The sequence below is a fragment of the Nocardia canadensis genome (assembly GCF_032656385.1).
In the GTDB taxonomy this organism is placed as follows: domain Bacteria; phylum Actinomycetota; class Actinomycetes; order Mycobacteriales; family Mycobacteriaceae; genus Nocardia; species Nocardia canadensis.
On sequence record NZ_JAVCWB010000010.1, the window covers coordinates 346,283 to 360,337 of the forward strand.

A 14,055-nucleotide genomic window follows, 5' to 3' on the forward strand; every position below is an offset into this window, starting at 1 on the left:
TACCCGCGCGGCGGCCGATCTACGGTTCAAGCACCAGCAAACCAACAGACAATCGAAAGGCTGCCCGGGAGAGCACGTCGAAACCCTGAACGAGGGAGACGAAACCATGAGGCGTTCCACCCTGATCTTGACCACTGCCGGGATGATTCTGGGCGGCGCGGCCGCCATCGACCTCCTCGACGGCGCGGGCACCCATGCCGCACCCGAGCCCATTGCCGGGTACAACGTCGTGCACAACACGGCGACTGCCCATTCCGAGAGCAGTTCACTCGCGGTGGTGCGGGGCCTGCTGGCGACCGAGAACGCCGGCGGACCCGGCCACACCGCTGCGGCGCCCGTTCAGTAACCCGGCGGCAGCGCGGCGAACATGTCGCGGGTGACGGCGACCGCGTTGTCGGAGCTGCCACCCTTGACCAGCAGGGTCGCGAAGGCCATGTCCCCGCGGTACCCGACGAACCACGAGTGCGATCCGCCGTCGACCTCGGCTTCGCCGGTCTTGCCGTACACCTCGCCCTGGTCCCTGATCCGTTCGGCGGTGCCGCCCGTGACGACCATGCGCATCATCGTGCGCAGTCCGTCGACCACGTTCCGGTCGATCGCGGGCCGGTCACCGTCGATCCGGGTCGGCCTGCCCGCGATCAGATACGGCACCGGTGCCGAGCCCTGCGCGACCGTCGCCGCCATCACGGCCATGCCGAACGGGCTCACCACGACCCGGCCCTGTCCGATGCCGTCCTCGGCGCGCTGGACGAGTCCCGCGGCGGGCGGCACCGAACCCGACATCGTCGGCAGGCCCTCCACGGTGTAGTCCTGGCCGATGCCGAGCCGGGCCGCGGCGTCGGTCAGCGCGGTGCTGTCCAGCCTGCTGGCCAGCCGGGCGAAGGTGGTGTTGCACGAGCGCTCGTAGGCGGTGGCCATCGGCACGTCGCCGACGGAGAAGAGGTTGTAGTTGGGGATGGTGCGCTCGCCGATGGTGGTGTGGCTCGGACACGGCAGCACGGTCTCGGGCGTGGCGATGCCCGCCGCCATCGCGGCCGAGGCGGTCACCGTTTTGAAGATCGAGCCCGGCGGATACTGACCGCTGGTGGCGACGGGGCCGTCCCGATCGGCCGCCTTGTTCTGGGCCACCGCGAGGATCGCCCCGGTCGACGGACGCAGCACCACCATCATCGTCTGCTCGGTGCGCAGGTCGACCGCGTGCTGCGCGGAGTTCTGCACGAACCGGTCGATGCTCAGCGCGAACGAGGGCGCCGGCTGCGCCGCTACCTCGTGCAGCACATCGAGATCGGCGCCGTTGGCATTGCGGGTCACCACGCTCCACCCCGCCTTGCCGTCGACCTCGGCGATCACCGTCTTGCGCACCTGGGTGAGCAGATCGGGCGCGAACTTGCGGTCGGTGGGCACCATGTCCCACTCCTGGGTCAGGGTGACACCGGGCAGCCCGATCAGTTCGCCGCCGATGGTCTCGGCCTCGTACTCGGTCAGCAGGATCACCGTGGAGGGCCCACCGGATCGGCGGGCCGCGTCCAGGATCGACTGCGGGGTGTAGGCGACCGGATCGATCCGGCTCAGCGCCGCGGCCAAGGCGCCGGCGACCCGATCCGGCTCGGTGGCCGCGGCCGGGTCGAACCGCACCCGCGACACCTTGCCCGGCACCAGCACATCGCTGCCCGCCGACTCGTTGACCCGAGCGCGCGGCGCCGGCGCGGTGCGCAGTTCCAGCGTCTGGGTGTCGCCGAGCTTCGGATGGATGTCGGTGGAGGTCCAGCGCACCAGCCACCGACCGCCGGTGCGGCCCATCTGCAACTCGCCGGTGTAGGTCCACTGGCGGCCCTTGGGCAAGGTCCAGGCGTAGGTGTAGTCGACGGTGGCCGTGTCACCACTGACGCGCGCGTCGCCGGTGCGGATCTCGAGCTTCTCGGCCTGCAGCGCCTGCCACGCCGAAGTCAGTGCGGCCGTGGCCTTCTCGGGAGCGGTGGTGAGCTCGGCGGCCGCGGCGAGATCGCGGTCGGCCAGCGCCTCGGCGAAGGCGTCGGCGGCGGGTACCGGTCCCTGCGGGCCTGCGGAGCAGGCGGTGGCCGCCACCGCGAGGGCTGCCACCGCGAACGTGGTTACCATCCGTGTCCTCATCGGCACCGATGGTAGCGGCGACCGGGCAGCAAACCCTGGATGACGGCGCCGTACACGCCCGGATTTCAGTCGACGAGCACCGTGGCGAAGGTCGCGATCTGACGGAAACCCACACGGCTGTAGGCACGTCGGGCGATCCGGTTGTAGTCGTTGACGTACAGGCTGGCCGTACGCCCTGTCGCGACAACGGCATTCGCGACCGTCGCGGTGCCCGCGGTGCCGACGCCCGCCCCGCGGAAGTCCGGATGCACCCACACGCCCTGGATCTGGCCGGTGCGCCGCGACAACGCGCCGATCTCGGCCTTGTAGACGACTTCGCCGTCCTCGAAACGTGCCCAGGCCCTGCCGGATTCGATCAGGCTCTGGATTCGCCGCCGGTAGCCACGGCCGCCGTCGCCCGCGCGCGGGTCGACGCCGACCTCCTCGATGAACATGGCGATCGCGGCGGTCAGGTAGCGGTCGATCTCGTCGGGCCGCACCCGGCGCACCCCCGCGTCCGGGCGGGCCAGCGCGGGCGCGCCGAGCGCGAGCAACGGCTGATCGGCGCGCAGTTCCCTGGCCGGACCCCACTTGGGCAGCAGCAGCTCCCACAGCGGCAGAGCCAGCTCCTGTCGGCCGACCACCGAGGAACACACCCGCGGCCAGCGCGCCGCCCGCTCGGCGAACGCGCGTAAGGCCTGCTGGTCACCGCGCAGCGGCACCAGATTCGCCCCGGAGAAGCAGAGGGAGTCCGCGGGACCGCCCCGGCTCCACAGCTCACCGAGCCCGGAGCGCGCGTCGAGCCCGAACTCCTGGACCCGGGCCGCGATCATGCACGAGGCCACCGGGTCGGAGTCGAGCACACGCAGCACCTCGCCCAGATCTCGCACGGACACCGGGCGCGCGGGAGGGGTTTTGGACCGTCGCGTCGGCTCCAGCAGACTCCGCACGGCACCAGCCTGCCACGAAAGCACGCGCAGTGGTACGGGTCCGCCGAATCCGACGTCCGACCGTGAGCGACGGAGCTCAGCCCACGGTGACGACCGGCTCACCGCCCGGCTGCTCGCCCATCTCCTCGGCAATGCGCATCGCCTCTTCGATCAGGGTTTCCACGATCTGCGCCTCCGGCACGGTCTTGATGACCTCGCCCTTGACGAAGATCTGGCCCTTGCCGTTGCCCGACGCGACACCGAGGTCGGCCTCGCGCGCCTCACCGGGCCCGTTCACGACGCAGCCCATCACGGCGACGCGCAGCGGCACCTCGAGGCCGTCCAGGCCCGCGGCGACCGCGTCGGCGAGGGTGTACACGTCGACCTGGGCGCGACCGCACGACGGGCAGGACACGATCTCGAGCTTGCGCGGGCGCAGGTTCAGCGACTGCAGGATCTGGCCGCCGACCTTCACCTCCTCGGCGGGCGGGGCCGACAGCGAGACCCGGATGGTGTCGCCGATGCCCTCGCTGAGCAGCGCGCCGAAGGCCACCGCGGACTTGATCGTGCCCTGGAACGCCGGGCCGGCCTCGGTGACGCCGAGGTGCAGCGGGTAGTCGCTGCGCGCGGCCAGCTGCCGGTACGCCTCCACCATGATCACCGGGTCGTTGTGCTTGACCGAGATCTTGATGTCGCCGAAGCCGTGGTCCTCGAACAGGCTCGCCTCCCACAGCGCCGACTCGACCAGCGCCTCGGGGGTGGCCTTGCCGTACTTCTCCAGCATCCGCTTGTCCAGCGAACCGGCGTTGACGCCGATGCGGATCGGGATGCCCGCGGCGCCCGCGGCCTTGGCGACCTCGCCGACCCGGCCGTCGAATTCCTTGATGTTGCCCGGGTTCACCCGGACCGCGGCGCAGCCGGCGTCGATCGCGGCGAAGATGTAGCGCGGCTGGAAGTGGATGTCGGCGATCACCGGGATCTGCGACTTCTTCGCGATCGTGGCGAGGGCGTCGGCGTCCTCCTGGCGCGGGCACGCCACCCGGACGATGTCGCAGCCCGACGCGGTCAGCTCGGCGATCTGCTGCAGCGTCGCGTTGATGTCGTGGGTCTTGGTGGTGGTCATCGACTGCACCGAGATCGGCGAGTCACTGCCAACGCCGACATTGCCCACCTTCAGCTGGCGGGTCTTGCGCCGGGGTGCGAGAACAGCAGCGGGGGCGGCGGGCATCCCCAATCCGATTGTGCTGGTCACGTTCGGCTGCCTTCTTTCGTACGTTTCGTGGATTCGACCGGGGGTGGTGCTGCCGAGCTTAGTCGCGCGGGGTTGCCGCACGCCCTGTGAGGGGCACGACAGCGGTTCGGAGCGATCAGGGCAGACGGATCGGATTGACGATGTCGGCGGCCAGGGTCAGCAGCATGAACGCACCACCGATCACGACCGCCACATACGTCACCGGGAGCAGCTTGAGGTAGTCCACCGGACCGGCCGGGGCCTTGCCGCGCCAGGACCGGATGGTGTCCCTGATCTTCTCGTAGAGCACGACCGCGATGTGCCCGCCGTCCAGCGGCAGCAGCGGCAGCAGGTTGAACGCGCCCAGGAAGAAGTTCAGGCTGGCCAGGACCATGATGAACATGCCCCACAGGCCGCGCTCGGCGGTCTCGCCGCCGATGCGGCTGGCGCCGTAGACGCTGACCGGGGTCTCCGGATCGCGCTCACCGCCGGTGACCGCCTCCCACAGCGCCGTCACCTTCTGCGGCATCTTGGCCAGCGACTTGACCGTCTCGACGAAGAAGTCGCCGGTGAACGAGATGGTCGCCGGAATCGCGGCGATCGGGCCGTACTGCTGGGGCTCGGCGTAGTCGGGGCCGACGCCGACCGCGCTGACCTCCCGGCTCGGGCCTTCCTTCGGATAGCGCACGGTGCGCTCCGGCGTCACCGGCACGGTCAGCGTCCGGCCGTCGCGTTCGATCGTGTAGGTGAAGGTGCCGGTCTGCTTCTGCGTCTCGGCCTGGAACTGCGCCCACGTGGTCACGGGCACGCCGTTGACGGCGGTCACCACGTCGCCGCGCCGCAGCCCGGCGCGCTGGGCGGGACCGTCACCGGCGCACGGCTGCATCGTCTGATCGGGATTCTGCTGCGCGACGCAGCTCATCGAGCCCAGCGCGGTGGCCGGGGGCTGCTCGAGCTGCGGCAGGCCCCAACCGACGGCCAGGACCACCAGCAGGATGAACCCGAGCAGGAAGTTCATCGCGATGCCGCCGAACATCACCACCAGGCGCTTCCAGGTCGACTGGCGATACATCGCCCGCTCGACCTCCTCGGCCTCGAGTTCGTCGAGCGCGGTCATGCCCGCGATATCGCAGAAGCCGCCCAGCGGCAGCGCCTTGAGGCCGTATTCGGTCTCACCGCGACGGAACGAGAACACCTTGGGCCCGAAGCCGATGAAGTACCGGCGCACCTTCATGCCGGTGGCCTGCGCCGCCCACATGTGCCCGCATTCGTGCAGCGCGATCGAGATCGTGATACCGAGGGCGAACAGTGCGAACCCCAGCGCGAATACCATCTGGCCTCTTTCTCTGGCGGCTGGCGCCGCGGGTTTTCGGCCTCGTGACCTCGCGTCCGAGCAGCGATACTGCGCCTGCGGCGTTCCGTCTCGCTACTCGGACGCGAGGCGGCCGAAAACGTGGTGGTCAGTTCGTCGGTCAGGTCCTGTCAGGACGCGACGATGGTGGCGGCGTACCGACGTGCCCAGCGGTCGGCCGCGAGGACGTCGTCCAGGGTATCGGGTTCCGCGTGCCAGCGATCGGCGGCCTCTACCGCCTGTGTGACGGTGCGCACGATCGCCGGGAAGGTGATCTTGCCGTCGAGGAACGCCTGCACCGCGACCTCGTTGGCGGCGTTGTAGACGGCGGTGACGCTGCCGCCCGCCTCGCCGGCCTGCCTGGCCAGGCGCACGGCGGGAAAGACCTCGTCGTCGACCGGTTCGAAGGTCCAGGTGGACGCGGTGCCGAAATCACAGGCGGCCGCCGCGCCGGGGACCCGATCGGGCCAGCCCAGGGCCAGGGCGATCGGCAGCTTCATGTCCGGCGGGCTGGCCTGGGCGAGCGTCGAGCCGTCGGTGAAGGTGACCATCGAGTGCACGATCGACTGCGGGTGCACCGTGACATCGATGCGGTCGTAGGGCACCCCGAACAGCAGGTGGGTCTCGATCAGTTCCAGGCCCTTGTTCACCAGCGACGCCGAGTTGAGGGTGTTCATCGGGCCCATCGACCAGGTCGGATGGGTCTTGGCCTCGCTGGGGTTCACCGATTCGAGCATCTCGGCGGTCCAGCCACGGAACGGCCCGCCCGACGCGGTGAGGACCAGCCGGGCGACCTCGTCGGCCCGGCCGCCGCGCAGGCACTGCGCGAGGGCGGAGTGCTCGGAGTCGACCGGGACGATCTGGCCGGGCGCGGCCGCGCGGGTCACCAGGGATCCACCGGCGACCAGGGATTCCTTGTTGGCCAGCGCCAGCCGGGTGCCCGCTTCCAGGGTGGCCAGGGTCGGGCCGAGACCGAGCGCACCGACCAGCGCGTTGAGCACCACGTCGGCCTCGGTGCGGCGCACGAGTTCGGTGGCCGCGTCGGGGCCGCCGAGTTCGAGGTCGAGCGACTGGGCGGCGGCGGGATCGGCGACGGCGACATTGCGGGTGCCGACGGCCGCCATCTGCTCGGCGAGCAACGCGGGATTGCCGCCGCGGGCGGCGAGGCCGACCACCTCGAAGCGGTCGGGGTTGGCGGCGATCACCTCGAGCGCCTGGGTACCGATCGAGCCGGTACTGCCCAGGAGCAGCACCTTCACCCGGTCGGTGGACGTGGACTGGCCGTGTGCGGCACGGGTAGCTGGGTGGGACACGGCCCCATTGTGGCAGGGCTGCTGGCTACGACGGACGGTCGTATGCCACGATATGCTCACTCGCCCAACCAGAACTCGAGCCCTAAGGAGCGATCGTGGCCGCCACGGACCTCGAATCAGTCAGCACCGAGCGCGCCGTCGCCACCAGCGTCGATCCCGCCGAGGTGCCCTCGGCCGCGTGGGGCTGGAGCGGTGAGTCGCGCAAGACCTTCCGCATCGCGGCCTGGGTCGTCGTGGTGATCCTGCTCGGCATGACCTTCGGCAACCACCAGGGCCACATCGAGGACATCTTCCTCATCGGCCTGGCCGGCCTGATCGCGGTGATCCTGGTCATCGACTCGCTGACCCAGCGCATCCCGCGCTAGCTTCCGACTTCACCGACAACGCCTGCGGCAGCGACTTTCTCGCGCCGCGGGCGTTGTCGTGTGCGCGGTGTCAGCGGCCGCGCCGCGCGCCGGTCTTGCGCCCCTTGCCCCCACGAGCGGGTTGCTGCTTGGCCGTCGGCTTCTTCGCGGCGCTCTTGCGCGCGGGCGCGGCCGCCGCCCGCCGTGCCGGCTCCGCCGCGACCGCGCCGCGCGAGCTGTTCGCCGACCGGCCGCGCACGATCCCGACGAACTCCTCGAGCAGTTCGCTGTCGCTGCCCGCGGGCCAGGCCAGCGCGATCTCGGTGAATTCGGTGTCGCTGACCGGCCGGTAGACCAGGTCGCGCCGGTGATGCAGCCGCGCGATCGACTGCGGCACGATCGTCGCGCCGCCGACCGCGGCGACCAGCGCGAGGGTGTCGGCGGCCTGATCGAGATCGGTGCCGTCCTGCAGCCGCTCCTCGGCCAGGTCGGCGGGCGTGATGGTCTCCAGCAGCGAGAGCGCGTCGTCCTTCTGGACGACCGCGACCGGCGTCTCCTGCCACAGCGGGATCGCGTTCATCACGGTCCGGTCGATCGGCAGCCGGACGAAGCACAGGTCGACGCGCCCCTCGCGCAGCGCGCTCTCCTGCTCCCCCTGCGCGACCCCGACGACCTCGAGCGGATGGTCCGGCAACCGGTCACCCCAGATCCGCGCCCATTTCGACACGGTGACACCGGGTACGAACCCGACCCGCAGGCTCGCGGGCGCTTCCGGCTTCTGCTCCCGCTCGGCCTGCTCCTGCGCGCTGATCAGCGCCCTGGCATGCTTCAGCAGCGCCGCGCCGTCCTCGGTCAGCTGGGTCGGCGACGCCCCCGGCACGAACACCCTGGTACCGAGTTCGTGCTCCAGCTCGATGACGGTGGCGCTCAAGCTCTGCCGGGAGATCCGCAGGCCCTTCGCGGCCCGGGCGAAGTGCAGTTCCTCGGCGACCGCGACGAAGCGACGCAGCCGGGCGAGGTCGATGGAGTCGGCGGCGGTGACATCGAAGTCGCTCATTCTGACCAGAATATGGCACCCGCCGGGCGGCCCCGACCACCGATCACAGGTTCGACAGCACCCACAGCACGGCGATGATCGACCCGACGACGGCGATCAGGATCAGGAAGGTGGTCAGCACCGAGCCCCACCCGCTGCGCGACGGCGCCGGATACGGCATCGGCGGCGGCACCGGACGCTGCCACCCGGGCGGCGCGACCGGGCGCGGTGCGACGGGCTGGTACGGGGGTACCGGCGGACGGTTCACCGGGTACGGCACCCCCGACCCGCTGACCGGGCTCATCGGCGCCATCCCGACGAACGGCTGCGGATGGGCACCGGAGGTCGGCCGCACCGTCGCCGCGCCACCGGTGCCGGTGCGCAGCGCCCGCTGCACGGCGTCGACGAATTCCTCGCAGGAGGAGAACCGGTCGGCGGGTCGTTTGGCGAGCGCGCGGGCCATCACGGCATCGAGCACCGGCGGCAGCCCGGCGCGGCGCGGGCTGACCGGCGGGGGCGGTGCCTGCAGATGCCCGGTGATGACGGCGGCCGGGCTGGGCGCCTCGTACGGCGCGGTCCCGGTCAGCAGCGAGTACAGCGTGCAGGCCAGCGAGTACTGGTCGGCGCGATGGTCGAGCGGGACGCCGGTGAGCTGTTCGGGCGCGGCGTAGGCGAGCGTGGCGGTGAACGATCCCGTCTCGGTGAGGTGACCGGAATCGTCTCGCAGGCGGGCGATCCCGAAATCGGTGAGGTACACCCGCTCCTGGCTGTTGGATCGGGCCAGCAGGATATTGGCCGGCTTCACATCTCGGTGCAGGACGCCCGCGCGATGCGCGTAGTCGAGCGCGGCGGCGGTCTCGCCGATGATCTGCACCGCCCGGTCCGGCGGCAGCGACCGCGGATCCAGCATGGACGCGTCGACCCCGTCGATGTACTGCATGCTGATCCACAGCTGATCGCCCTCGACGCCGCGGTCGAACACGGTCACGATGTTCGGGTGGTCGAGCTGGGCCACCAGATCGGCCTCCCGCTCGAATCTGGCCCGGATCTCCTTGTCGGAGTACAGCTCCTGGTTCAGCAGCTTGAGCGCGGTCCAGCGCGGCAGCCGGGGATGCCGGGCCAGATACACCGACCCCATCCCACCGCGGCCCAGCTGCCGGTCGATCGTGTATCCGGCGAATACCGTCCCGTCAGAAACCACTCTGACCCCCGAATCTCGCTCGTCGTCCGACGGGTGTGGACCCTACCAAACACCGTTCGCCGCGGTACGGGGTCGCGCGGACACCGGGGTCAGCCGAGCGGGAAGCCCGCGACGTCGGCGATCAGCGTCGGCATGTTCTTCTCCACCGTGTTGCCCGCGAAGGGGGTGTCGTCGGAGCCGCGATAGAACAGCAGCACCCAGCGCGCTCGGGCAGGTTCGGCGAAGGTCGACACGATCGCGGAGCCGACGTACCGGCCGCCGCTGGACCGTTCCCGGCGGTCGTCGGTGCGGGTGCCGGTGGTCGCCTGGCCGTGGTCCTTCGTCTGCTGCCGGAATCGGCCGACGACGTCGGCGGCGGCCTGGGCCGTGGGATAGGTGAAGAACGCGTAGTGGGTGTCACCGACGAAATTGTCGGCGCAGTTCCACTTCGCCTGGTAGCCGTCGAACGTCTTCATCCACTCCTCGCCGTACTTCGACGCCGTAAGGCGGCCCGAGCACAGCCGATCACCGATGACCCGGCCGCTGCTGTACCCGTCGGGCAGCATCTGCGGGAACGCCGCGTGCAGCGCGTCCATGTCCTGGTGTCCGGCGGAGCGGTGCAGGGCGTCGGCGAGCGGGGAGCTGTCGTCTTGCCACACCCAGTAGGTCGCGCCGAGGATCAGGGCCAGCACCGCGAGCAGGACCACCGGCGTCCAGTTGCGCCGTCGCGGCACCGGCCTCGGCCGCCCGGGATAGGGCGCGGGGGCCGCGAACGGTGGCGGGTACCCCGGAGAGCGTTGCGGCACAGCGGGATGCGGCAACGGTGGATGCGCGAACTGCGGCACCGACTGCCCCGCGAACACGGTCGGCTGTGCCCCGGTGCCGCTGAGCGCGCGCCGCGCGGCCGCGACGAACTCCGCGCAGGAGTCGAAACGGTCGGACGGCCGCTTGGCCAGCGCGCGAGCGAGCACGGTGTCCAGCGCGACGGGCAGATCGGGCCGGTGCGCCCGCAGCGACGGCGGCGGCGATTGGAGGTGGCCCTGGATGACCAGCACCGGATTCGTCGCCTCGAACGGAGCGACGCCGGTGAGCATCGAATACAGCGTGCACGCCAGCGAGTACTGATCGGCGCGATGATCCAGATACGCACCGGTCAGCTGTTCGGGCGAGGCGTAGGCGAGCGTGGCGGTGAAGGTGCCGGTCTGGGTCAGGTGGTGCACATCGTCGCGGGGCCGGGCGATCCCGAAGTCGGTCAGCAACACCCGCTCCCGGCCGTCGGTGTCGGCCAGCAGAATATTGGCGGGCTTGACGTCGCGGTGCAGCACGCCGTTGCGGTGCGCGTGATCGAGGGCCGCCGCGGTGCCCTCCACGATGTGCAGCGCCCGCTCGACCGCCACCGGGTGTTCGATGGTCGCCGCGTCGACCCCGTCGACGAACTGCATGCTGATCCACAGCCGCCCGTCATCGACACCCCGGTCGTAGACCGTGACGATGTTCGGATGCTCCAACTGCGCCGCCAGATCTGCTTCCCGCTCGAACCTGGCCCGAATCTCGGTGTCGGCGAACAACTCCGCGTTCAGCAGCTTCAGCGCGATCTGCCGGGGCAACCGCGGATGCCGCGCGAGATACACCGATCCCATTCCGCCACGGCCGAGTTGGCGCTCGATGGTGTATCCGGCGAAGACATCGCCCGTCGCAAGCATGATTCCCCCGTTGTCCCGCCGTTCGGTCCGGCCGCCGGTGTGCATCCCGCCGGTCGGCCACCATCAACCTAGCGCCTGACCACGCGGGATCGGACATCGTGGCGCGGCGGTCGGCGGGTGCCGCGAGATCGCCCTCCGGCGATGCCGGACGACGCTCAGTCTTCGACGCGCACACCCATCGACCGGGCCGTTCCGGCGACGATCCGCATCGCCGCCTCGACGTCGGTCGTGTTCAGGTCGGGCAGTTTGCGGAGTGCGATGCGCCGCAACTGTTCCCGGGTGAGGGCGCCCACCGGTGTGTGGCCGGGCCGGGGTGAGCCGGGTTTGCCGAGTGCCGCGCGGATCAGCGAGGCCGTCGGCGGCGTCTTGAGCCGCATGGTCCAGCGTTTGCGGGCATCGATCGTGATGACGGCGGGGATGATCTCCCCGCGCCGATCGGCCGTCGCCGCGTCGTAGCGGCGTTTGACTTCGAACGGCGGGATGCCGGTGGGGCCGAGCATCTTGCCGAGAACCATGAGGGAGGCATTGCCCGCCTCGAGTTCGAGAGTGACTGTGACAGAGGCTGTTCCGCGCGCCATAGTCAACGATCTCGGATGCGGGCCTCGTTCCGGTTCCGTGCCGATAACGCCTGGGCCGCAACGTGATCGGCACTCCGCCGACAACCCGGTGGCCGGCCTCGGCACGGGCCCGGATCCCGCGGTGCGGCCGGACCGAAGGTGCCCGGGTCTCACCGATGCGGCGCTGCCGGTCCGGCACGACGAGGCCGATGCCCGTCCGTTGTGACTTCGCGACCGGCACGCGCCCGTGTTCGAGTCGCCCCGCGCGCCGCGGCCTGTCAGGCTGGAGCCGTGAAGCGTGATGTGTCCGCGAGCATGGAGATCACGGTCCACGCCGACGCGGTACTGCAGTGGCAGATCGCCGTCGCCCGGCAACCCGGCCTCGATCTGATCGAATCCATGACGTGCGTACTCGACGGCGAGTACGTCACGCCCCGCGAGGTGATCGGCCCGCACCATTCCCGCCTGCACGTGCTCGACGCGCAGGCAGGCACGCTGCGGCTGGACTACCAGGCGACGGTGTTCGGCACCGCGATCCCCGCACCGGCCACCGACTACGAGATCGCGCTGTACCGGCGGCCCAGCCGCTACGCCGAGTCGGACAAGCTGCTCGGCTACGCTGCCGCCGAATTCGGTTACGGCATCGTCGATCCGGACATGGCCGCTCGGGTGGCGGCGTGGGTCGGCAGGCGGATCTCCTATGTCCCGGGCAGCAGCGCTCCGATCGACGGCGCGGTGGAGACCCTGCTGTCGGGCACCGGCGTCTGCCGCGACTTCTCCCACCTGGTGGTCGCGCTACTGCGCGCGGTCGGCGTCCCGGCCCGCGTGGCGGCGGTCTACGCCCCCGGCTGCGTGCCGATGGACTTCCACGCCGTCGCCGAGGCCTACGTCGACGGCGCGTGGCGCGCGCTCGACCCGACCTGCCTGGCGCCACGCTCGAGCCTGGTCCGCATCGCCACCGGGCGCGACGCCTCCGACATCGCCTTCCTGGACAACCACGGCGGCGACATCACGCTCAACACGCTGACCGTGAACGCCTTCGTCGACGGCCCACTGCCTTACGACGACTTCACCCAGCCGATCGGCATCGAGTAGCGGATCAGCCCTCGGCGGCGAGCTGGCCGCAGGCGGCCGCGATCTCCTGGCCGCGGGTGTCGCGCACCGTGCACGAGACGCCCTGGGCGATCACCCGGCGCACGAACTCGCGCTCGACCGGCTTCGGGCTGGCGTCCCACTCGCTGCCCGGGGTCGGGTTGAGCGGGATCAGGTTCACGTGCACGAGCGGGCCGAGGGCCTTGTGCAGCTTCTTGCCGAGCATGTCCGCCCGCCACGGCTGATCGTTGACGTCGCGGATCAGCGCGTATTCGATCGACACCCGGCGCCCGGACTTGTCCGCGTAGTACCGAGCGGCGTCGAGCACTTCGGCGATCGACCAGCGGTTGTTCACCGGCACCAGGGTGTCGCGCAGCTCGTCGTCGGGGGTGTGCAGCGACACCGCCAGCCGCACCGACATGTCCTCGTCGGCCAGCTTGCGGATCGCGGGCGCCAGGCCGACGGTCGACACCGTCACCGAGCGCTGCGAGATGCCCAGACCGTCGGGCGCGGGCGAGGTGATCCGGCGGACCGCGTTCACCACGCGCTTGTAGTTGGCCAGCGGCTCGCCCATCCCCATGAACACGATGTTGGACAGCCGGCCCGGACCGCCGTGGACCTCACCGTCGCGCAGCGCGGCGGCCGCGGCGCGCACCTGGTCGACGATCTCGGCGGTCGACAGGTTGCGCGTCAGCCCGGCCTGGCCGGTCGCGCAGAACGGGCACGCCATGCCGCAGCCCGCCTGGCTGGAGATGCACAGCGTATTGCGGTCGGGATAGCGCATGAGCACGCTCTCGAGCAGGGTGCCGTCGTGGGCGCGCCAGAGCGTCTTGCGGGTGTCGCCCTCGTCGCAGGCGAGGTGGCGGACCACCGACAGCAGCGGCGGGAACAGCGTCTCGCCGACCTTCGCGCGCACGTCGGCGGGCAGATCGGTCATCAGCGCCGGGTCGGCCTGCAACCTGCCGTAGTACTGCCGGGCCAGCTGATCGGCGCGGAACTTCGGCAGTCCCAGCTCCTGCACCGCGACCTTGCGTTCGTCCGCGTCGAGGTCGGCGAGGTGACGCGGGGGCATCCCGCGACGCGGGGCATCGAACACGAGCGGCAGGGAGGAGGCCATAATTCCACCATTGTCCCAAACGCGGCAGCGGCCCCGGTGGGCGGGCCGCCACGCCGAACGTCGTTATCGAGAAGATGCGTGCACGGGTGATAG

The 14,055-nt window shown here is 70.7% G+C and carries 13 protein-coding genes; 3 read left to right on the forward strand and 10 right to left on the reverse strand.

Annotated features, from left to right (window positions below; all coding sequences use genetic code 11):
* Positions 1 to 106: 106 nt before the first annotated feature.
* Positions 107 to 346: a hypothetical protein gene (locus Q7X29_RS25255; protein ID WP_218718483.1), complete on the forward strand. Its 240-nt coding sequence runs from the start codon at positions 107 to 109 to the stop codon at positions 344 to 346.
* Here Q7X29_RS25255 and Q7X29_RS25260 read toward each other — a convergent pair.
* From Q7X29_RS25260 to dxr, 5 genes are all read right to left on the reverse strand, one after another.
* Complete coding sequence (locus tag Q7X29_RS25260) at positions 340 to 2,130, reverse strand: penicillin-binding transpeptidase domain-containing protein (protein ID WP_316575558.1); 1,791 nt, start codon at positions 2,128 to 2,130, stop codon at positions 340 to 342. The two genes, Q7X29_RS25255 and Q7X29_RS25260, sit on opposite strands and share 7 nt — an antisense overlap.
* Before the next feature lie 65 nt (positions 2,131 to 2,195).
* Entirely contained in the window at positions 2,196 to 3,059 is an 864-nt protein-coding gene (locus tag Q7X29_RS25265; protein WP_218718485.1) for a GNAT family N-acetyltransferase, read from the reverse strand.
* A 76-nt stretch (positions 3,060 to 3,135) separates the two neighbouring features.
* Positions 3,136 to 4,290 (reverse strand): flavodoxin-dependent (E)-4-hydroxy-3-methylbut-2-enyl-diphosphate synthase, encoded by a 1,155-nt coding sequence (gene ispG / locus Q7X29_RS25270; protein WP_218718486.1) that lies wholly within the window; start codon positions 4,288 to 4,290, stop codon positions 3,136 to 3,138.
* Between the two features lie 115 nt (positions 4,291 to 4,405).
* Positions 4,406 to 5,602 carry a M50 family metallopeptidase gene (locus tag Q7X29_RS25275; RefSeq protein ID WP_218718487.1) on the reverse strand — a complete coding sequence of 399 codons (1,197 nt, stop codon included), beginning with the start codon at positions 5,600 to 5,602 and terminating at the stop codon, positions 4,406 to 4,408.
* 149 nt (positions 5,603 to 5,751) lie between these two features.
* Positions 5,752 to 6,933 carry a 1-deoxy-D-xylulose-5-phosphate reductoisomerase gene (dxr, locus tag Q7X29_RS25280; RefSeq protein WP_316575559.1) on the reverse strand — a complete coding sequence of 394 codons (1,182 nt, stop codon included), beginning with the start codon at positions 6,931 to 6,933 and terminating at the stop codon, positions 5,752 to 5,754.
* A 95-nt stretch (positions 6,934 to 7,028) separates the two neighbouring features.
* Here dxr and Q7X29_RS25285 point away from each other — a divergent pair, with 95 nt between their 5' ends.
* Positions 7,029 to 7,298 carry a DUF2631 domain-containing protein gene (locus Q7X29_RS25285; RefSeq protein ID WP_218718488.1) on the forward strand — a complete coding sequence of 90 codons (270 nt, stop codon included), beginning with the start codon at positions 7,029 to 7,031 and terminating at the stop codon, positions 7,296 to 7,298.
* 70 nt (positions 7,299 to 7,368) lie between these two features.
* Here the strand turns inward: Q7X29_RS25285 and Q7X29_RS25290 are convergent, their stop codons facing one another.
* From Q7X29_RS25290 to Q7X29_RS25305, 4 genes are all read right to left on the reverse strand, one after another.
* The gene (locus Q7X29_RS25290) at positions 7,369 to 8,334 is read right to left on the reverse strand and encodes a LysR family transcriptional regulator (protein WP_316575560.1); all 966 of its coding nucleotides are present in this window, start codon (positions 8,332 to 8,334) and stop codon (positions 7,369 to 7,371) included.
* 43 nt (positions 8,335 to 8,377) lie between these two features.
* Positions 8,378 to 9,514, reverse strand: coding sequence for a serine/threonine-protein kinase (locus tag Q7X29_RS25295; RefSeq protein WP_218718490.1), 1,137 nt, complete (start codon positions 9,512 to 9,514; stop codon positions 8,378 to 8,380).
* 89 nt (positions 9,515 to 9,603) lie between these two features.
* Positions 9,604 to 11,196 (reverse strand): serine/threonine-protein kinase, encoded by a 1,593-nt coding sequence (locus Q7X29_RS25300; RefSeq protein WP_316575561.1) that lies wholly within the window; start codon positions 11,194 to 11,196, stop codon positions 9,604 to 9,606.
* Positions 11,197 to 11,351: 155 nt separating this feature from the next.
* Positions 11,352 to 11,774: an uL11 family ribosomal protein gene (locus Q7X29_RS25305; protein WP_218718492.1), complete on the reverse strand. Its 423-nt coding sequence runs from the start codon at positions 11,772 to 11,774 to the stop codon at positions 11,352 to 11,354.
* A gap of 270 nt (positions 11,775 to 12,044) precedes the next feature.
* On the opposite strand from Q7X29_RS25305, the gene Q7X29_RS25310 reads away from it, so the two are divergent.
* Entirely contained in the window at positions 12,045 to 12,848 is an 804-nt protein-coding gene (locus Q7X29_RS25310; protein WP_316575562.1) for a transglutaminase-like domain-containing protein, read from the forward strand.
* A gap of 4 nt (positions 12,849 to 12,852) precedes the next feature.
* On the opposite strand, the gene rlmN is transcribed toward Q7X29_RS25310, so the two are convergent.
* A complete protein-coding gene (rlmN, locus tag Q7X29_RS25315) occupies positions 12,853 to 13,962 on the reverse strand; it encodes a 23S rRNA (adenine(2503)-C(2))-methyltransferase RlmN (protein ID WP_316575563.1) in 1,110 nt (369 codons plus the stop codon).
* Positions 13,963 to 14,055 lie beyond the last annotated feature (93 nt).

What these genes read in the sequence shown, in the direction of transcription:
- Q7X29_RS25305 (WP_218718492.1), bottom strand. Translation starts at nt 11,774, where the DNA reads ATGGCGCGCGGAACAGCCTCTGTCACAGTCACTCTCGAACTCGAGGCG.
- Q7X29_RS25275 (WP_218718487.1), bottom strand. Translation starts at nt 5,602, where the DNA reads ATGGTATTCGCGCTGGGGTTCGCACTGTTCGCCCTCGGTATCACGATC.
- rlmN (WP_316575563.1), bottom strand. Translation starts at nt 13,962, where the DNA reads ATGGCCTCCTCCCTGCCGCTCGTGTTCGATGCCCCGCGTCGCGGGATG.
- Q7X29_RS25300 (WP_316575561.1), bottom strand. Translation starts at nt 11,196, where the DNA reads ATGCTTGCGACGGGCGATGTCTTCGCCGGATACACCATCGAGCGCCAA.
- Q7X29_RS25255 (WP_218718483.1), top strand. Translation starts at nt 107, where the DNA reads ATGAGGCGTTCCACCCTGATCTTGACCACTGCCGGGATGATTCTGGGC.
- Q7X29_RS25290 (WP_316575560.1), bottom strand. Translation starts at nt 8,334, where the DNA reads ATGAGCGACTTCGATGTCACCGCCGCCGACTCCATCGACCTCGCCCGG.
- Q7X29_RS25260 (WP_316575558.1), bottom strand. Translation starts at nt 2,130, where the DNA reads ATGAGGACACGGATGGTAACCACGTTCGCGGTGGCAGCCCTCGCGGTG.